We start from the raw sequence: 17,882 nt of genomic DNA, 5'->3' as shown, positions 1-17,882 counted from the left end.
TCCACACGGTGACGCTGGTGACCCGAGACCCTCGGGGTATGGTTTTCGCCGCCATGGGCAAGGAACCAGCGAAACGAGAGCTCAAGCAGGAACGCTCCGCGCGAACCCGCGTGGACATCCTCGAAGCCGCCATCACCCTGTTCGCCAAGCGTGGCTTCCTCGCCACCACCATGGCCGACCTCGCCCGCGCCATCCACATGACGCCCGGCGCCCTGTACTGGCACTTCCCCGCGAAGGAAGACCTGCTCCTCGCCGCCATCGACGAGCTCCACCAACGCTACGTCATCGCCTTCGAGCCCCTCTTCGCCCACTACCGCTCCCTCTCCGCCCGCGAGCAGCTCCTCGCCTTCACCCGCCGCACCCACGAGTTCCTCGGGGAGCATCGCGAGTGCGGCATCTTCTTCGGCATGCTCGCCGCCGAGGCCGCCGACTCCAACGAGCGCGTCGCCGAGGCCATCCGCGAGAAGCTCGGCCTGTACTCCCACATCCTCGGCGGCATCCTCCGCCACGGCCAGAAGACCGGTGAGTTCCGCCAGGACTTCGACCCCCACGTCGCCGCCCAGGGCATCTTCGGCGGCTACATGGGCGCGCTCATGTACCAGAACCTCTTCCGCACCACCCTCGACTACGACCCGATGGCCGCCGCCCTCGACGGCCTGCTGGCCAACGGCGCCCTCGCGCGCAAGGACGGCTGACTCCAACAACGACTCGGGCGGCCCCCAGACACCGGGAGCCGCCCGAACCTCAACCCCGACTCATGTCAGGGCGCGACGAGCACGTTCGGCGCCCCCGGCGTCAGCTGCGTGGTGAACCGGAAGTCCTCCACGTTGTCGTCCGTGTCCGAGCCGTTCGGAATCCGCGACAGCGAGCCCTCCACCGTGTCGATGTCCACCAGACCCACGGTGCTCCGCGGCCCCTCCTGCAGGTCGAACCGCTTCTGCGAACCGCTGATGGTGGCCTGCATCACCGGGCCCTCGTACGACAGCGAGTCCACAATCGCGTCCTGGAGGCTGTCGTAGAGGGCCACCGCGTCCGCCGAGGGGCTGCTCGCCGTGCCACCATTCTGGATGGCCGTCGTCGACAGCAGCACCTTCACGCCCGGCTGGTCACGAAGCACGCCAATCACCGCCTCCGGTCCCACGACCAGGTACTCCCCAGGCCCCAGCGTGCCCACGCTCTTCAGGTCGATCTTCGCGTAGCTCGCCGGCTGCGCCACGCCGCCGTTCACGTAGACCAGGAACAACCCATCCAGCGAGACGGCGGCCGGCGTCGGGTTGAAGAGCTCCACGAACTCCCGCGTGTCCGTGCTGCGCTGGTCGTAGTCGACCTCGTTGACCAACAGGTGATTCAGCTCGGGGCGCTCCGCCGTGGAGACCTGCGCCGTCAGCGTCACCCCCGCGTACGTCGCGCTCAAGGTCCCCGTCGCCGCCTCGGTGCCCGCGGTGAAGAGGGCCTGCGCGGTCCGCTGCCCCTCCGCCACCGTCACCGTGGCGGACTCCAGCGTCCCCAGGCCCGTCTCCGGCGTCAGCGCCACCGCGACGACGGCGCCACCCGCCTGCGCCGCGCGGTCCAACGTCACCGTGAAGCCCTGCTTCGCCCCGAAGAACACCGTCGCCGTCGAGGGCGTCAGCGAGGCGAGCTTCGCCGGAGGCGGCGTCACCGTGACGGTCGCCGCGCGGCTCACGCCGAGCAGCGACGCCGTCACCGTGCCCGTCCCCTCACCCTCCACGTCCGCGGTGAACAGGAACGTGGCCTCCGTGCTCCCCGCTGGCACCGTCACCGTGGCGGGCACCGAGCCGTAGCGCGTCACCCCCGTCCCCGGCGCCGCCCCCAACGTCACCGCCAGGTCCTGCGCGGGCGCCGAGGACAACGTCACCCGGAACTCCTGCGTCTCGCCGTACCGCACGGACACCGGCCCCGCCGGCGACAGCGACACGAGCCTGGGCGACGACAGGTCCACCGTCACCGTGGAGCTGGCCTGGCTGGTCCCCACCACCGCCGTCACCGTGCCCGAGGGCCCCGCCGCCGTCTCGTCGAGCGTGAAGGTGAACGTGGTCTGCAGCGCGTTCTTCGCCACCGGCACGGAGACCGCCGGCGTGAAGGTGCCGAACCCCGTCTCCGGCACCGCGAACAGCGCCACGGACGCGTTGTCCGCCGCGGGCCGGTCCAACGACACCGTGTACGTCACCGAGCCGCCCGGCACCATCGTCACCTCCGCGGGCGACAATCGCGCCACCAGCGCCTGCTCGTCCTGGCCCAGCACGCGCACCGTGGCCTGCCGCGACACCCCGCGCAGCGTGGCCGTCAGCACCACGCTCTCCGCGGGCGCCAGGGCCTCCACCTTCACCTCCACCGAGCTCTGGTTGCGCGGCACGCGCACCACGTCGTTGACCACGCGCAGCGCGGCGCTGTTGCTGGAGGTGACGGCCACGTCGATGGCCTCCGTGTACGTGCCCGACAGCGTCAGCGTGAGGACCTGCGGGAAGGTGCTCACCGCGCCCGTCCCGCCCAGGCGGACGTACGCCCCCGGCCCGAAGCTCGCCAGCGTCGGCATGGGCGGCATCAGGTCCGCCGAGCTGCGCGGCAACACCTTCGAGTCGCTGAACATGTACGTCAGCACCCCGCGCAGCGCGCCGTACTTCGTCCCCACCGCCGGGTCCCGGTAGCTGTAGGCGAAGTCATCCACCATCAACCCCGCCTGCCCCGGGTCCCCGCTCTCGTTGACGAGGAACTGCGAGAAGGAGTCGACGCCGCTGGAGACCGTCACGTCGAACACGTCCACCAGCACGCCCTCCAGCGCCTTCGCCCGAGGCCCACCGGTCCGCACGTCCGCCGTGGTGACGGCCACCGGCGTCGGCAGCGCGCTGCCCGCGCCGCGCTTGCGGTACTTCACGTCCACCAGCTCCGGCAGCCCCTGGTAGATGGTCAGCGTCGCCGTGACGATGTCCAGCCGGTCCCCCACCACCAGGTCGTCCTTGGGCGCGTACACGTAGATGCCCGAGTTCTCCACGCCCAGCCCCGGCGGCAGCGGGTGCACCTGGACCCAGAAGCCCATCTCCGTCAGCGCGCCGCGCACCAGCGCCGTGACGACGACGTCGTTGAACGTCACCGTCTTGCCCACCCACGGATAGCGCCCATCCCCGTCCTGCGTCTTCAGCTCGTGGACCGAGGCGGCCGAGCAGCCCAGGTGGCCCGGGTTCGGGTCGGAGGCACACGCGTCGCACGCATCGCCCTTGCCGTCGCCGTCCTGGTCCGCCTGGTCCGGGTTGGCCACGTAGGGGCAGTTGTCCTGCCACGTGGGGTGGCCGTCATGGTCGTCGTCGCCCGCGGTGTACGTCGTGCATGTGGTCGTGTTCGCGTTCAGCGGGCACACGTCGCACGCGTCGCCCACGCCGTCGCCGTCCGAGTCCGCCTGCTTGCCGCCGTCCATCGGACGGATGGGGTTGAAGACGAACGGGCAGTTGTCGGCGTTGCCCTTCAGGCCGTCGCCGTCCGGGTCATCCGAGCGGCTCTCGCCGGAGTACACGTTCGAGCGCTTCACCGACGCGGGGAAGCTGGGGTTGTTGGAGATGCGGCGGGGCACGCACACCGGCTCGCCCTCGGGCACGCCGCAGGCGAACAGCTTGTAGGCCTCCGGGTTCGCCGCCTCCAGCGTGGCCAGCGTCTTCTTCAGCTCCGACTGCACGCACACCGTCTTGCCGCTGCCGCACACGTCCAGCGCGTCACACGGCTCCGCGCCGGACACGAGCGCGCCCACCAGCGCCTGGTCTCCGTAGAGCGCCTTGCCGCCGCGCATCGTCAGCACCACGTCCGCGGCCTCCGCGCTGATGACCGCGCGGTGCGGAGAGGCGGCGTGCGTGCGCAGCGAGTAGATGGCCAGGTCGCCCAGCTTGCCCGGGGCGATGCGGCCCACCCCGGCCTGCATCTCCACCGCCTCCGCGGCCTGGCTGGTCACCATCCGCCACAGGTCCACGTCGCTGAAGGCCCGGTCGAACTGCACGGTGTTGAGCGTGTCCGCGCACTTCAGCTCGCGCAGCAGGTTCATGGAGCCCGACTGCACCCAGTCGGTGCCCAGCGCGATGTTCACCCCCAGCCGCTTGTACGCCGTCACCATCGCCGTGTCGCCGTACAGCGCGACGTTGGAGCGCGGCGACCAGATGAGGCCCGTGCCCCGCTCCGCCATCAGCGCAATCTCCTTCGCCGTCACGCCCACCGCGCTGATGAGGGACGTGCGCGGCTGGATGACGTCGTTGATGCCCGTCGACAGGCAGCGGAACTCGTTGAGCGCCTCCTCGCCGATGCCCTCGGCCAGGTGCGGCAGGTACGTGCCGTGGTTCGGCAGGCCCGAGGTGCGCGGCATGCTGACGTAGTCACACGTGTTGGTCTTGATGTCCGTCTCGCGGCTGCCCAGCGGGAAGTCCACGGACGCGGTGCTCCACTGGTCCAGTCCCTCCAGACGGCTGATCGGCTGGTCCACGTTGCGCAAGAGGCCCGCGGCGCCGCCCAGGCCCGCGATGGACGTGGTGCCCGCCAGCAGGTGGCGCAGCTCGATGTAGCTCACCGCGTCCACCGCCGAGCGCGTGCTGTTGGCGATGCGCGTGTGGTTGCCCAGGCCGACGACCCAGTCCAGCCGGTGCTCGTAGCGCTCGTCCGTCATGGCGAACGGACCGTTCTGCTTGGTGACGTGCTCGTGCGTGTTGATGAGGCCCGGGGAGATGACGCCCGTGGGGCACGCCACGTGCGTGGCCTCGGCGGCGCCCGCCTCCGCGGAGCAGTCACACGACGCGCAGGTGATGACGCCGCTGGCGTCCACCAGCACCTGGCCGCCCACCAGCGTCTCGTCGTCCTTGAGCACCAGGCCCGTGAACAGGCGCGCGCCGTTGCCGGGCTTGGAGACCTCGCACGTGGCGCCGCTCGCCAGGGGCGGAGCGTCCGCCGCCGCGCAGCGCGTGAGCGTCAGCGAGCAGTCCGCCTCACAGCCATCCTGGCCCGTCAGGTTGCCGTCGTCACAGACCTCCGTGCCCTCCAGCCGGCCGTTGCCACAGGCCGCCTGCGGCCGGGTGGGCGTGGAGGTACAGTCCGCCTCACAGCCGTCGCCGCCCACCTTGTTGCCGTCGTCGCACGCCTCCCCCTCCTCCTGGACCCCGTTGCCGCAGACCGCGGCCTGGGTGCAGCCCGTCCCCTCACAGGGCTTCGGGTCCTCCCGCGAGCACCCGACCTGGAACAGCAACACCGCGCTGAGCGCGGCCAACAACGAGCGAGGCGACATTCGCATCTCGGGGGTCTCCTGATGGCACCCGCCTGGGTGCGCGGACGGCACGTACTTGAAACGCCGCGCAGAGTAGCCTGTGAAACATTTCAGCGACAGACGTCCCCGGGGCAATCCACCCTGGCGAAATGCAAGGGGCTCGGGTGCACCCCCCGCAGCCGCTTCCCACCTTTCTGTAGACTGAGAAGCCGATGACCGCCCACACCCTGACGAGCCCCGTCTCCCGCTTCCTCGACGGACACCTACGACGCGATGCGCAGGGCCGTGAGCTGTCCGTGGCGCGCTTCATGTCGGGCCTGTCGGGCGCGTCGGTGGTGGTGGCGGCGGCGCTGGGTCCCTCGCTGGGCTGGGGGCTGACGCAGGCCCTGATGGGGCTGTCGGCGGTGCTGGCGCTCTACTACACGGCGCTGTGGCGCGTGCTGCGCTCGGGCGCGTTCCATCCGGCCATCCCCTGGCTCAACGTGGCCATCGAGGTCAGCATCCCCGCGGTGGTGCTCGCGTTCGACCTGCGCTTCCAGGGGCCCATCTACGCGCTCACCGCGCCCACGCTGGTCATCTGGCCCACGCTGATTACGCTCGCGACGTTGCGCAGCAACCCCCGGCTGGCGCTGGCCGCGGGCCTGCTGGTGGCCGCCGAGTACCTGGGCATCTACTTCCTCTTCGTCCAGCCGCTGCTGCCGGAGTCGGCGCTCATCACGCTGACGCCGCGCTTCATCGCCACGCGGGCCTTCTTCTTCGTGGCCGCGGGCGTCTTCACCGCCACGCTGGCGCGGCACTTCCTTCAGCTGACGCGGGGGGCGCTGTCCGCGCTGCGCGAGCAGGAGGTCATGGGCAAGTACGTGCTGCACGAGCGCGTGGGCGCGGGCGGCATGGCGGAGGTGTACCGGGCCACGTACTGCCCGGAGGGCGGCTTCCAGAAGCAGGTGGCCCTCAAGCGCATCCTCCCCTCGTTCGCGGACGACGACGACTTCGTCGCAATGTTCCGCCGGGAGGCGGAGCTGTGCTCGTCGCTCAACCACCCCAACATCGTGCAGGTCTTCGATTTGGGGCGGCACGGGGGCACGTACTTCCTCGCCATGGAGTTCGTGGATGGGATGCCGCTGAGCACGCTGATGCGGGGGCTTGCGCGCAGGCCGCTGCCGGTCGCGGCGGTGACATTCCTGGGGGCGGAGCTGGCGTCGGCGCTCGACTACCTGCACCGCCGCACGGGCACGGATGGACAGCCGCTGCGGCTGGTGCACCGTGACCTGAACCCGCCCAACGTGCTGGTGTCGCGCTTCGGCGACGTGAAGCTGTCGGACTTCGGCATCGCGCGGGACTCGGCGCGCTCGCAGCTCACCGCCGCGGGCAGCGTGCGCGGCAAGCTGGGCTACATGGCGCCCGAGCAGGCCGCGGGCAGGCCCTTCGATGGGCGCGCGGACCTCTTCGCGCTGGGCCTGACGCTGCACGAGGCGCTCACGGGGCGGCGCGCGCTGCAGGGCTCCACGCAGGAGGCGCTCTTGCGCGCCACGCTGGACCAGGAGGTGCTCCCGCCCTCGCGCTTCAACCCGGAGGTGCCGCCCGCGCTGGACGCGGCGGTGATGGGGCTGCTCGAAAAGCGGCCCGAGCAGCGCACGGCCAGCGGGGCCATCCTGCGGCAGCAGCTGCTCGCGCTGGAGGGAGAAGCCGCGCCGTATCCGCGAGGACAGGCGCTGCTCGCCAGCGTCCTGCGCGAGGCGTCGGAGCGGCAGCAGCAGGAGAAGGCGGCCCAGGCCTCGCCCGAGGCTCCCGCGCGTGTGCCCGTATCGGCGCGCTCGGCGTGAGGCGCTGACGACACACCGAGGGAGCACGCGCCCCAGGGCCGCGCTCCGCGCTCCCGCGGTGAAGCCGGAGCACACCTCCCCACGCCGCGGACCATCACAGTGCGCGCCCCCGCGAAACTCCTGCTGCCCGGACGACCGCGCGCTACGTATCGTGTCGATGCGCGCCGCCCGGTCCGCCTCGACTGTCCGAGGCGTCCGTGCCCGGCCACCGCCCACACCCCTCGGCGCCCCACCTGGAGCCCTTCACCATGGATGTCGCTGTCCTCACCTATTCAGACATGCCCGAGCTCGCCGAGTTCGAGCGTCCCCTGCTCCCCGCGCTCCGCGCGCTGGGCCTGGATGCGCGGCCCGTCGTCTGGGACGACCCGACGGTGGACTTCCACACCGTGCGCCTCGCCGTGGTGCGCAGCACCTGGGACAGCCACCTGCGCCGCGACACCTTCGTCGCCTGGGCCCAGAAGGTCGGCCGGCTCACGAAGCTCCACAACCCCGCCGACGTGCTGCGCTGGAACACGCACAAGTTCTACCTGCGCGAGCTGGAGGAGAAGGGCATCCCCGTGACGCCCACCGCGTGGGTGGAGCGCGAGGGCACCCTGGACCTCGAAATCGTCGCCCGCGCCCGGGGCTGGGACACGCTGGTCCTCAAGCCCGCCGTGTCCGCCGGCGCCGTGGAGACGCACATCATCCCGCGCGCCGAGGCCGCGGCCGGCAACGCGCTCGTCACCCGACTCTCCGCCACCAGCGAGCTCATGGTGCAGCCCTACCTCCGGGCCTTCGAGTCGGAGGGAGAGCGCAGCTACATCTTCTTCGACGGCGCCTTCAGCCACGCGGTGCGCCGCCCGCCCACGCTGAAGTCCGCGCCGCGCGGCTTCTCGGAACCCACCCTCTTCACGCCCGACGCCAAGGAGCTGAAGCTGTCCGAGCGCGTGCTCGAGGCCATGGGCGCCCCGCTGCTCTACGCCCGCGTGGACGTGGCCACCGACAACGAAGGCGTCACCCGGCTGCAGGAGGTGGAGGTCACCGAGCCCGCCCTCTTCCTCACCCTGGACGCCGAGGCCCCGCACCGGCTGGCGCGGGCCATCGCCGCGAAGCTGTAGCGGCGTCGCCGAGGGAGTGCGCGCCTAGAGGCCGCACTCCTTCGCGTCCGTGTTGCGGAACGCGCACAGCAGCCCCGGCTGGCGCTTCTTCCAGAAGGCCCAGTCGTGCGCGCCGCTCACCTCGTTCACGTGCACCACGCCGTAGCCCTTGTTGCGCAGCGCGGAGACGAACTGGAGGTTGGACTGACAGTCGTCCGCGCCCTGCTCGCCGTCGCGCGTGCAGCCCGCCGAGGGTGAGCCGTGGTCCACGTAGAAGCGCACCGGCACCACCGGGTCCGCGCTCGCGCGCACCACCATGGCGTTGCCGTCGTTGCGGTCCACCTCGCCGTCGTGCGGCCAGAACAGCGTGCCGGACTGCGTGCCCACGAAGCCGAACTTCTCCGGCGCGCGGAAGCCCGCGTACACGGAGATGAGCCCGCCCAGCGACGCGCCGGAGATGCCCGTCTCCTGGGGCCCCGTCTTCACGCGCAGGCCCGACTCCACGCGCGGCATCAAGTCATTGACGATGAAGGCCAGGTAGTCGTCACCCCGAGGCGTGGGCCAGCCCGGCGCGAGCGCGGGCGGGAAGGTGTACTGCCCCAGCCGCACGTCCTGGCTCGGCAGCGCGATGAACACGAGCACCGCCGAGTCCTGGGGCCGCGCCTTGTAGTGGGCGTCCGCCGCGTCCACGAAGGACTCGCGGGTGATGCTCTCGTTGCCGTCGTGCACGTACATCACCGGCAGCGACGGGCACTCCGGGCCGTCGTACGACGCGGGCGTGTAGACGAAGACATCGCGCGCGTCGTTCAGCGCCGTGGCGCGCACGTCGTACCACGCGGTGAGCCGGCCCTTCGCCGGGTCCTGCGCGTCCGGATAGACGAGCGAGTTGAACTGGCCCACGTCGTTTCGGTTGAGGCGGTCCCACACGACGTTGCGCGCGCGCGGGTCCTCGAAGAAGCTGCCGCCCTTCACCAGCTTGTACGGCTGCGGCCCCGTGCGCGGAATCTCCACCTCCGCGAGGTACAGGTCCGTGTCGCGCACCTGCCCGAGCGGCGTCGCCGTGGGCGACCACTCGTTGAACTCACCGGCCACGAAGGTGTCGCGCGCGGACTCGCCCCGGGCGAAGAAGGCCACGCGCTGGCGGCCCGCGCTCGCGTCGCTCACCAGCGGCGTGCCTCCCTGGGCCTCCACCTGCTCCACGAAGCGGTCGATGGCCTGGGTGCGCTCGTTCGACGTCGTGGCCCGACCCATGGCGAGCTGCAGGTCCGCCAGGAGCGACATGGGCGCGCCCTTCACCACCGCCTGCCGCTGACAGGCCCACGTCGTCGGACCGCCTCCCCCGTCGGGCGTTGACCCCGCGTCCGGATAGGACTGGGTGAAGGGCGGCGGCGGGACGACGGGCGCGCCCTCCGAATCATCACAGGCGGACGAGAGGCTCGCGCACAGCAGGACCAGGGACAGACGGCGCATCGCGACTCCAGGCGGCGACAGGCGAGAAGCAGGGACGGACTACGGCTGCGGCTTGGCGGCGGTGGCCGCGGCGGGCACGGTGAGCTCGCGCCCCCACACCCGGACCTTCGTGGCCTTCTCCGCCTCGCCATCGAAGTAGATGCTCGCCTTCACCTTCACGGAGGGCGGCACCTTGATGGAGTCGGCCGACTGTCCGGGGGAGCGGGCCTGCAGCGGCGTGGCGAAGCCGTCCTTGTCCAGCAGCTGCGCGCCGCCGCCCTCGTGCAGGCCCAAGAGGTGCAGCGGCTGGTCCGTCTTGTTCGTCACCGCGAGCACCACCTCCACGCCGCCGCCGTGGGAGGGCTTCGCCTCCAGGACGGACAGCTCGGTGTTGGCGGCCACCTCCTCGGCGGTGGACAGCGTGCGCGAGCCGTCCGCGCTGGCGGCGCCCTTGCGGCCCTCGTTGAAGCCCTCGACGACGCCGCTGCCGGCGCCCTTGGCCACCTCCACCGTCTTGCCCACCACCGTGGCAGTGACGTCCTTGGCCGTCTCACCCTTGCAGGCGGGGACGAGGAGCAGGAGCGGGGCGAGCAGGAGACGACGCATGGGACCTCCAGAAGGATGTGGGCGCGGGTGTACTACAGGGCCCACTCCGCGCGCGAGTGGGGGGCCACCCGCCGGGTTTCAGACGATTCGTGGACACCGGAATGCACCTTCTCGCGCGCTGCGGGGGCCGAAGGGGTTATGAGTCATCCATGGCTCGCGCACTGCTGCTCTCGCTGCTGGTGAGGCAGCACCTGGCACTCAAAGAGAAGTTTCGCGCCAAGTACCCGCACCCCTGGCTGGTGTGGGAGGCAGGCGCGTGGAACGTCCCGGAGACCGTGGACGGAAACGTGGGCGCCACCCGGCTGCCGCTCACGGACCTGAAGGACTGCCTGCCCGCCGGGGACGCCATGTGCTTCGAGCTGGTGGCCCTGGCCGAGCGAGGCCCCATCCGCCTGGGCCGCGCCTCGCAGAACAACGCGCTGGTGGTCAACGACGCCACGGTGTCGCGCGAGCAGCTCATCCTCACGCCCCAGTCCGAGGCCACCTGGCACGTGGCCCGCGTGGCCGACGCCAGGCCCGTGAAGCTGGACGGCCGGGAGCTGCCCGACGCGGGCGTGGTGCTGACGCCCGGCGCGAAGCTCGAGGTGGGCGACGTGCGCCTCACCTTCCACGACGCGGCGGGCTTCGACGAGCGCATCTCCCGCATCGCCGCGCAGGTGCTCGCCCAGACGGCCACCTCGCGCTGAAGGTCCAGGCCGAGGCGGCGGCGAGGGCCTCCCGCCGCCACGAAGCCAGGCCTAACGCCCCGAGGACTCGGCGCTCGCCGAGCGCGCCTTGGTCTTGCGCGAGGCGGCGGCGTCCTGCGACGGCTTCTTCGCGCTCGGCTTCTTGCTCGAGTTCGCCCTCGGCGCGGTGAGCGACTTGGCCAGCGGCACCTCCAGCTCCGTGTGCGAATCCAGCCGCACCGAGCGCTCCGAGGACACGTACCCCGCCAGCTCCACGCGCAGGTGCAGCGGCACCTCGCGGCGCGGCAGCTCGCGCACCAGCGGCGTGACGCCCAGCACCTCACCGGTGTCCGAGCGCACCACCTGCGCGCCCTCCGGGAAGGAGTGCACGGTGAGCCGCACCGCGGGCACCACCACCTGCTCGGGCGCCGCCGCCAGCACCAGGGGCTCCGGCGCGCGCTCCGGGGAGACGACGGACTCCGACGCGCTCGGGACGATGACCGGCGCGCTCGCTGTCCCGGTGCCGCGCCACACCAGCGCACCGGCCGCGAGCAGCGCCACGACGCCCGCCCCCGCGGCCCACAGGGCGCGGCGACGATGGGGGCCCATCACCACGGGCATCCGCCGCGTGGGCCGCTCCGACGGCTCCAGCGCCGCCACGGCCTCCGGCGACGAGGGCACCTGCACGGGCAACAGCAACAGCCCCGTCGTCACCTCCGCGAGCGTCTGCGGCCGGGCCTCCGGCTCCTTCGCCAGACACCGCATCACCAGCTCCGCGAGCTGGGACGGCAGCGGCTCCCCGGTCGCCAGCTGCGTGGGCAGCGGCGGCGGCGGCTGGGTGATGATCTGCACCACCAGCTGCCCGAAGGCCTCCGCCTGGAAGGGCGGGTGGCCGGTGAGCATCTCGTACAGGATGTTGCCCACCGCGTAGATGTCCGAGCGCGCGTCCACCGTCAGGCCCGCGGCCTGCTCCGGGGACATGTACGCCGGCGTGCCGATGATGGTCCCGTCCAGCGTGCCCGTGGGCGTCGCGCCCTCGGTGGCCAGGTGCTTGGCGACGCCGAAGTCGAGCACCTTCACGAAGTCCGGCTGCCCGGCGCGCTGGGTGAGGAAGAGGTTGTCCGGCTTGATGTCCCGGTGCACCACGCCCACCTGGTGCGCCGCGCCCAGGGCCGCGCACACCTGCACCGCGATGCGCTGGATGCGCGCGAGCGACAGGGGCTCCTGCTTCAGGAGCGCGCCCAGGCCCTGCCCGCGCAACAGCTCCATGACGCAATAGACGTGGCCGCCCTCGCCCTCGTCCACGAAGTCGAAGATCTCCACGATGTGCTCGTGGTTGATCTGATTCACCGTGCGGGCTTCCTGGAAGAAGCGCTGCACGAAGCCGCCGTCGCGCGCGTGCTCGGGCTTGAGCACCTTCAAGGCCACCTGGCGCCCCAGCCGCGCGTGACGCGCCTGGAACACCCGGCCCATGGAGCCCTCGCCCAGGAGCGCCTCCAGCTGGTAGCTGCCCAGCTGCGAGCCCTCCCGCAGCTCCACGCCGACACGTTGCTCGCCGCTCACGGGCCCTCCGCGAGAGGACAACAAGGTCTGCGCGAAGAGGTCATCGTTGCCCATGGTGTGAAGAACTCTCCATGCTCAGGCCCAACGGCAACCCACCGCGGCCCCTCTGTCTTCCACGTAACGCCCACGTCCCACGTCCCCAGCGGTGCTCGCGAGACGGAGGTCGACGAAGACCCTGTCCGAACCCCGAACCCCTCCACCCCGCACGGCCCCGGCGACACCCCCGCCACCGTCCACTCGTGGACAGGCGCGAGGGCCGGGCATCCAGGCGGGGCGGCGTGGATCACGTGCAGACCCCCGAGCGGCAGACGCCGGCCACGCGGTTGCCATCCACCAGGCGCGAGCAGCGGGAGTTGTTCGGGCAGTCCTGGGTGTCCGCGCAGTCGGTCAGGCCATCCTTGTCGTTGTCGACGAGGTCGTTGCAGCTCACCTCGGCGCAGCGCTTCGACGTGACGCCGCACACGGCGTTCGGCTCACCGGCCACGCACAGCTGGCCGCCGCAGTCGGAGTCCTGGCAGTCGACGCTGGGAGTGTCCGTCGTGCCATCCCCGTCATTGTCGATGCCATCGGTGCAGTTCGCCTCGGCCTTGGCGCTGTTGCGGCACGCGCAGCCCACGCCGCACGACTGGCCGCTGCAGTCCGAGTCAGCGCAGTCCGTCTGGCCGTCCCCGTCGTCGTCCTCGCCGTTGTCGCAGGCGCCCTCGACACAGCTGCCAACGTTGTTGCACGAAAGCCCCGGCCCGCACTCCTTGCGCTCGCAGTCGGGGTCCGCGCAGTTGAGCCGGCCGTCGCCGTCCTCGTCGCCGCTGTCCGGCGTGCACAGCGACTCCGCCCTGCGGCCGTCCGTGCACACGCAGCCGGCGCCGCAGGACTTGCCTTCACAGTCGTCGCGGTCCGCGCAGTCGATGCTCCGGTCCTCGTCGTCGTCCTCGCCGTTGCCGCAGTCCGACTCCGTCTGCCGGCCGTTCTCGCAGAGGCAGCCCGCGCCGCAGGCCTGCCCATCGCAGTCGTCGCGGTCCGCGCAGTCGGTGGCCCCGTCGCGGTTGTCGTCGATGCCGTTGCCGCAGTCGAGCTCGCCGCGCTTCTGGCAGACGCCCTCCACGCAGGTCTGCAGCGCGGTGCACACCGCGCCGCACGTGCCGCAGTTGAACGGGTCCGTGAGCCGATTGAAGTCCTCGTCCACCTCGCCGTCGCAGTCGTCATCCACGCCGTTGCAGCGCTCGACGGTGGGCAGCACGTCGCCCACGCACGCCACCGTGCCCTGACGGGTGCAGACGGACTGGCCGTCGCGGCACGCGCCCTTTCCGCGGTTGTCGTCCTTGCCCGAGAAGCACGTCGCCTCCAGCTCGTCGATGGCGCCGTCGCAGTCGTCGTCCAGGCCGTTGCAGAGCTCCGCGCCCTCCGGGAGGCAACAGTAGCGGGGCCCGTCATCGGGCAGCGACGTACAGACGAAGCCCTCGCCGCCGCAGTCCCCGTCCTTCTCACAGGTGTAGGCGGCGTTGTCGGGGAACGTCACCTTGCAGCCCGCCACGCCGGAGAGCAGCAGCACCGCGGTGAGGGCTCGCAGCCAGGATTCGAAGGTCTTCATAAGGCTCAGAAGCTCCCACCGACGACGACGTGCACCGCCGTGGACGCGCCACCCGCGCTCACCGTGCCCACGGGCGCGGCCGGCTCGCTGCGCGACGGAATCACCAGGAGCCACGTCACGCTGCCGGCCGCCACGGCTCCACCGCCGATGAGCAGCCCCGCGGCCAGGTTGGCCTGTGACTTCGCGTCCAGCATCTCCTTGCGCGTCACGTCGATGATGCCGTCCCCGTTGGTGTCCGTGGCCCGCTTCTCCACGTCCTTGGCGCTCATGCTCATCACCGCGCCCGCGCCCGCCACCGCCAGCCCCACCAGCGCCGTGTAGAACGCAGGCCGCTTGTAGATGGGCGTGCTGGCGCCGCCGCGCCGCTTCGACGACACCCGCGCCACGCCGTCCTCGGGGCCCTCCGGCGCCGGGCCGGAGATCTCCATGCGGACCTGGACCTCCTCACGCGCGCCGGGCTTGAGCACCACCGCCTTCGTGAAGGACGCGTACTCGTCCGCGGACACCTCCAGCTGCACCGTGCCCGGCGCCAGCCGCGCCTCCACGCTGCCCACGCCGAGGATGCGCTCGCCCACCTTCACCACCGCCGTGGGCACGTTGACGCTCACCTTCAAGAGCGCGCGCGGACGCGCCAGCGCCATCATCCGGTTGCCCAGCTTCGTGGCCGCCTCCTTCTGGAAGGCCTCGTCCTTGGGGTTGCGCCCCGACACCACGTCCTCGTGCACCACGCCGCGGTCGCGGTCATACGTCCACGCGCGCAGCGTCCACCCCGCGTCCTCCAGCGACAGCCGCGCCGTCGTCAGCAGGTCCGCGTCCAGCTGCTCCGCCGGCTCCGTCATGCACGACGCCTGGGCGCAGCTCAGCGCCGCCTCGTAGCCCGCCTCCAGTCGCTCCCGCGCCTGCTTGGGCGTCGCGGCGAACTCCACCATGCCGGACGACATCGCGCCCTTCGCCAGCTCCCGCAGCCACGCCGACGCCTGCTGCGAGCCCGCGCGCTCCGGCGTCTCCAGCCCCAACAGGATGAAGCGCGGCGTCAGCGACACGGCGCTCTCCTCGCCCTCGCGCAAGTCCAGGCCCATGCCCGGCGCCGGCTGCTCCTGGGGCGCGGACTCCGACGACGACGTCTCGGAGCTGAGGTCCAACCCCAGGCCACCCTGCTCCTGGCTCCTCGCGGGCGGAGCCCAGAGCGCGAGCGCCAGCACGGCGACAGGCAACAACGCGGGAATGCGCATGCCGCCGTTCTACTCCTTTGCCATTCCCAACGGAATGATCGGTCCGGTTCCGAACACCGGAACTCCGGATGTGGGTGTCAAACCCGCGTGACACGCCCGCCTGCCCTGCGCGCGACGGGGGAGCGGCTCGGGACAGGAAGGTTGCCGGGCGCCGCGTGGGTCCTCATCTCCCACCCTAAGGAGGCGTGACACATGGCGGACGCAAAGCTCTGGATTCTCGTGGGGAACGCGAGCCGGGCCCGGCTCTTCGAGACGGACGCGAAGGGGCGCGAGGAGTGGAGTCTGGTCGAGGAGTTCTTCCACGAGGAGAGCCGCGTCAAGAGCGAGCAGCTGCGCGAGCAGCCGGACAACCCCAACGCGGGCACCCTGCACGGTCCTCCCGGGGAGAACGAGCCGCAGGGTCGTCGGGAGCTGGAGCACGACCGCTTCGCGCGCGAGCTGTCCGGCGTGCTCGACAAGGGGCATGACCGCCACGCTTTCGACAAGCTCATCATCGCGGCGCCGCCGGAGTTCCTCGGCAGGTTGCGCAAGGCGCTGAGCACGCGGGTGCGTCAGCGGGTCCTCCTGGACGTGGGCTCGGACTACTCGACGGTGCCCGCGCGGGATTTGCCTGAGCGCGTCCCGCTCCTCTAGCCTCGCCTGCCCTTCTGATGACCGGGCCGCCAGGCGACCCGGTGCGAGGAGCAGGCATGGCGGAGGTGAAGGCGGTCCTCCTGGACCTGGGCAACGTGCTCGTCTTCCACGACAACGCGTTGCTCTTCGCGCGGCTGGGCGCGTGCGCGCGGATGTCCGCCGCGGAGGTCGCCCAGCGGCTGATGGGCGCCGGGTGGACCGAGGCCAACCGGGGCACGCTGGACGCCGAGGGCATCCGCAAGAGCGTGTGCGGGGCGCTGGGCGTCGAGCTGCCCATGGCGGAGTTCGCGCCCCTGTGGAGCAGCCACTTCACCACCCACGAGGCCGTGCTGCCCCGGGTGGAGTCGCTCATCGGCCGGGTGAAGCTGGTGCTGGTGTCCAACACCAACGCGCTGCACGCGGCGTACTTGCGGCCCCGGCTGCCGCTGCTGCAGCGCTTCGACGCGCTGGTGATGAGCTGCGAGGTGGGCTTCGTGAAGCCCGAGCCGGACATCTACCGCATCGCCCTGGAGCGCGCCGGCGTCGAGCCGCGCGAGGCCGCCTTCTTCGACGACCTGCCGGAGTTCGTGGAGGCCGCCGACGCGCTGGGGCTGCGTGGGCAGCTGTTCACCACCGCCGACGCGTTCGACGCGCAGCTCGCCCGGCTGGGGCTGTGAGCCAGCGCGCTCAGTCCTCGTACTTCGCCACGGGCGGCTCGTGCAGTCCGGCCTGGGCCCACTTCTGGAAGGCGGGCTGGGACAGGAGCGTGTCGCGGTACGCGGCGCTCACCGGGTCCAGCGTCACGTCGTAGGTGACGAAGCGCGTGGCCACCGGCGTGTAGAACGCATCCGCGATGCTGAAGCGGCCGAACAGGAACGGCCCGCCCTGACCGAAGCGCGAGCGGCAGTCGTTCCACAGCGCCTGGATGCGGGCGATGTCCTCGGCGACGCCCGGCGCCCGCCCCTGTCCCGGCTTGCGTGCGCGCAGGTTCATCCCCATGTGCTCGCGCAGCCGCGAGAAGCTCGAGTGCATCTCCGCCGTCACCGAGCGCGCCACCGCGCGGGCCTCGCGCGACTCGGGCCACAGCCGGGCCTCCGGGAAGGTCTCCGCCAGGTACTCGCAGATGGCCAGCGAGTCCCAGATGACCAGGTCTCCGTGTCGGAGCGCCGGCACCCGTCCGCTGGGCGAGTGCTGGAGGATGCGGTCCTGGGTCCCTGGCGTGTCCAGGGGGATGACGACCTCCTGGAAGGGCTGCCCGGTATGGCAGAGCGCCAGGTACGGCCGAAGCGACCACGAGGAGTAATTCTTCGAGGCGACGACGAGGGTGAGCTGGGGCATGGCGCGCACCGTAGCGCCAGCGTCCGGTGAATACCCGCGCTTCAGTTCGCCGTGGGCGTGCGACTCAACAGCGAGCGCATCCGGGACAGCCACGGCCGACGGCCGCGATGCTCCCGGGGGTCGATGCGATAGACGGCCACCGGCAGGCGGATGTTCTTCATCTCGCCCCGGCCCAGGCGCACCGGCGGCGACGCCAGCCGGCCTTCCACCTGTCGGGCCACCGACTCGCTGACATAGAGCGTGCCGGGCCTCGCGAGCGCCTCGATGCGCGCGGCCAGGTTGACGCCCTCGCCGAACACGTCGCCGTCGCGGTGCACCACCATGCCCACGTGAACACCCACGCGCAGCACCACGCGGCGCTCGGCGGCCACGGTGCCGTTGTGGGTCTCCAGCTCCCGCTGGAGCGCCAGGCCGAAGTCCACGGCGGACATCCCGCCCTCGAACTCCAACAGGAACCCATCCTCCAGACGCTTCACCTCGCGCCCTCCATGGCGCGGCAGCAGCTCTCGGACCAACGACGCGTGTTCCTCGCGCACCACCTGCTGGAGCGCTTCATCACGCCAGGACTGACGGCTCACGGCCTCGATGCCCGTGAACAGGATGGCCGACAGTTTCCCCGGCTCGGGTGCCTCCACCACCATCGCTCATCTCCCCTCCCCCCGATGCCAACTGTTCGAAAGCC

At 71.5% G+C, this 17,882-nt stretch carries 14 protein-coding genes; 6 read left to right on the top strand and 8 right to left on the bottom strand.

The genetic code is table 11. The annotated features are described in order from the left end of the window. Positions 1–53 precede the first annotated feature (53 nt). Positions 54–695, top strand: a complete 642-nt coding sequence (locus tag AC6JA9_RS04975; protein WP_223745957.1) for a TetR/AcrR family transcriptional regulator — start codon at positions 54–56, stop codon at positions 693–695. Positions 696–760: 65 nt separating this feature from the next. On the opposite strand, the gene AC6JA9_RS04970 is transcribed toward AC6JA9_RS04975, so the two are convergent. Then, on the bottom strand, positions 761–5,275 hold the full coding sequence (locus AC6JA9_RS04970) for an amidohydrolase family protein (protein WP_497959179.1): 4,515 nt from the start codon (positions 5,273–5,275) through the stop codon (positions 761–763). A gap of 185 nt (positions 5,276–5,460) precedes the next feature. Here AC6JA9_RS04970 and AC6JA9_RS04965 point away from each other — a divergent pair, with 185 nt between their 5' ends. Together AC6JA9_RS04965 and AC6JA9_RS04960 are read left to right on the top strand one after the other, a co-directional pair. Next, positions 5,461–7,071: a serine/threonine-protein kinase gene (locus AC6JA9_RS04965; RefSeq protein ID WP_497959178.1), complete on the top strand. Its 1,611-nt coding sequence runs from the start codon at positions 5,461–5,463 to the stop codon at positions 7,069–7,071. 248 nt (positions 7,072–7,319) lie between these two features. Then, a complete protein-coding gene (locus tag AC6JA9_RS04960) occupies positions 7,320–8,168 on the top strand; it encodes an ATP-grasp domain-containing protein (protein WP_497959177.1) in 849 nt (282 codons plus the stop codon). Between the two features lie 24 nt (positions 8,169–8,192). Here AC6JA9_RS04960 and AC6JA9_RS04955 read toward each other — a convergent pair whose 3' ends face one another. After that, complete coding sequence (locus AC6JA9_RS04955; protein ID WP_497959176.1) at positions 8,193–9,617, bottom strand: alpha/beta hydrolase-fold protein; 1,425 nt, start codon at positions 9,615–9,617, stop codon at positions 8,193–8,195. A 39-nt stretch (positions 9,618–9,656) separates the two neighbouring features. After that, positions 9,657–10,202, bottom strand: a complete 546-nt coding sequence (locus AC6JA9_RS04950) for a hypothetical protein (RefSeq protein ID WP_223745954.1) — start codon at positions 10,200–10,202, stop codon at positions 9,657–9,659. A gap of 149 nt (positions 10,203–10,351) precedes the next feature. Between AC6JA9_RS04950 and AC6JA9_RS04945 the strand changes: the two genes are divergently transcribed. Further along, positions 10,352–10,888, top strand: coding sequence for an FHA domain-containing protein (locus AC6JA9_RS04945; RefSeq protein ID WP_141328968.1), 537 nt, complete (start codon positions 10,352–10,354; stop codon positions 10,886–10,888). A gap of 51 nt (positions 10,889–10,939) precedes the next feature. Here AC6JA9_RS04945 and AC6JA9_RS04940 read toward each other — a convergent pair whose 3' ends face one another. The 3 genes from AC6JA9_RS04940 to AC6JA9_RS04930 all read right to left on the bottom strand — a co-directional run bounded on the left by AC6JA9_RS04940 (position 10,940) and on the right by AC6JA9_RS04930 (position 15,250). Then, complete coding sequence (locus AC6JA9_RS04940) at positions 10,940–12,484, bottom strand: serine/threonine-protein kinase (protein WP_497959175.1); 1,545 nt, start codon at positions 12,482–12,484, stop codon at positions 10,940–10,942. Positions 12,485–12,713: 229 nt separating this feature from the next. Next, entirely contained in the window at positions 12,714–14,018 is a 1,305-nt protein-coding gene (locus AC6JA9_RS04935) for a hypothetical protein (RefSeq protein WP_497959174.1), read from the bottom strand. A gap of 5 nt (positions 14,019–14,023) precedes the next feature. Next, a complete protein-coding gene (locus tag AC6JA9_RS04930) occupies positions 14,024–15,250 on the bottom strand; it encodes a hypothetical protein (protein WP_426748141.1) in 1,227 nt (408 codons plus the stop codon). Positions 15,251–15,442: 192 nt separating this feature from the next. On the opposite strand from AC6JA9_RS04930, the gene AC6JA9_RS04925 reads away from it, so the two are divergent. Continuing rightward, entirely contained in the window at positions 15,443–15,883 is a 441-nt protein-coding gene (locus AC6JA9_RS04925) for a host attachment protein (RefSeq protein ID WP_046711014.1), read from the top strand. A 56-nt stretch (positions 15,884–15,939) separates the two neighbouring features. Next, on the top strand, positions 15,940–16,539 hold the full coding sequence (locus AC6JA9_RS04920; RefSeq protein WP_141328960.1) for an HAD family hydrolase: 600 nt from the start codon (positions 15,940–15,942) through the stop codon (positions 16,537–16,539). A 10-nt stretch (positions 16,540–16,549) separates the two neighbouring features. Here AC6JA9_RS04920 and AC6JA9_RS04915 read toward each other — a convergent pair whose 3' ends face one another. Then, entirely contained in the window at positions 16,550–17,200 is a 651-nt protein-coding gene (locus tag AC6JA9_RS04915) for a glutathione S-transferase family protein (RefSeq protein ID WP_223745950.1), read from the bottom strand. Positions 17,201–17,241: 41 nt separating this feature from the next. After that, the gene (locus AC6JA9_RS04910; RefSeq protein ID WP_223745949.1) at positions 17,242–17,841 is read right to left on the bottom strand and encodes an adenylate/guanylate cyclase domain-containing protein; all 600 of its coding nucleotides are present in this window, start codon (positions 17,839–17,841) and stop codon (positions 17,242–17,244) included. Positions 17,842–17,882: the final 41 nt, after the last annotated feature.

The sequence above is a fragment of the Myxococcus sp. MH1 genome, from assembly GCF_059738865.1.
This window is presented reverse-complemented; position numbering and strand designations above follow the sequence as displayed.

Excerpts from the sequence above, each read along its gene's own strand:
- AC6JA9_RS04975 (WP_223745957.1), top strand. The coding sequence starts at position 54 with ATGGGCAAGGAACCAGCGAAACGAGAGCTCAAGCAGGAACGCTCCGCG.
- AC6JA9_RS04970 (WP_497959179.1), bottom strand. The coding sequence starts at position 5,275 with ATGCGAATGTCGCCTCGCTCGTTGTTGGCCGCGCTCAGCGCGGTGTTG.
- AC6JA9_RS04965 (WP_497959178.1), top strand. The coding sequence starts at position 5,461 with ATGACCGCCCACACCCTGACGAGCCCCGTCTCCCGCTTCCTCGACGGA.
- AC6JA9_RS04960 (WP_497959177.1), top strand. The coding sequence starts at position 7,320 with ATGGATGTCGCTGTCCTCACCTATTCAGACATGCCCGAGCTCGCCGAG.
- AC6JA9_RS04955 (WP_497959176.1), bottom strand. The coding sequence starts at position 9,617 with ATGCGCCGTCTGTCCCTGGTCCTGCTGTGCGCGAGCCTCTCGTCCGCC.
- AC6JA9_RS04950 (WP_223745954.1), bottom strand. The coding sequence starts at position 10,202 with ATGCGTCGTCTCCTGCTCGCCCCGCTCCTGCTCCTCGTCCCCGCCTGC.
- AC6JA9_RS04945 (WP_141328968.1), top strand. The coding sequence starts at position 10,352 with ATGGCTCGCGCACTGCTGCTCTCGCTGCTGGTGAGGCAGCACCTGGCA.
- AC6JA9_RS04940 (WP_497959175.1), bottom strand. The coding sequence starts at position 12,484 with ATGGGCAACGATGACCTCTTCGCGCAGACCTTGTTGTCCTCTCGCGGA.
- AC6JA9_RS04935 (WP_497959174.1), bottom strand. The coding sequence starts at position 14,018 with ATGAAGACCTTCGAATCCTGGCTGCGAGCCCTCACCGCGGTGCTGCTG.
- AC6JA9_RS04930 (WP_426748141.1), bottom strand. The coding sequence starts at position 15,250 with ATGCGCATTCCCGCGTTGTTGCCTGTCGCCGTGCTGGCGCTCGCGCTC.
- AC6JA9_RS04925 (WP_046711014.1), top strand. The coding sequence starts at position 15,443 with ATGGCGGACGCAAAGCTCTGGATTCTCGTGGGGAACGCGAGCCGGGCC.
- AC6JA9_RS04920 (WP_141328960.1), top strand. The coding sequence starts at position 15,940 with ATGGCGGAGGTGAAGGCGGTCCTCCTGGACCTGGGCAACGTGCTCGTC.
- AC6JA9_RS04915 (WP_223745950.1), bottom strand. The coding sequence starts at position 17,200 with ATGCCCCAGCTCACCCTCGTCGTCGCCTCGAAGAATTACTCCTCGTGG.
- AC6JA9_RS04910 (WP_223745949.1), bottom strand. The coding sequence starts at position 17,841 with ATGGTGGTGGAGGCACCCGAGCCGGGGAAACTGTCGGCCATCCTGTTC.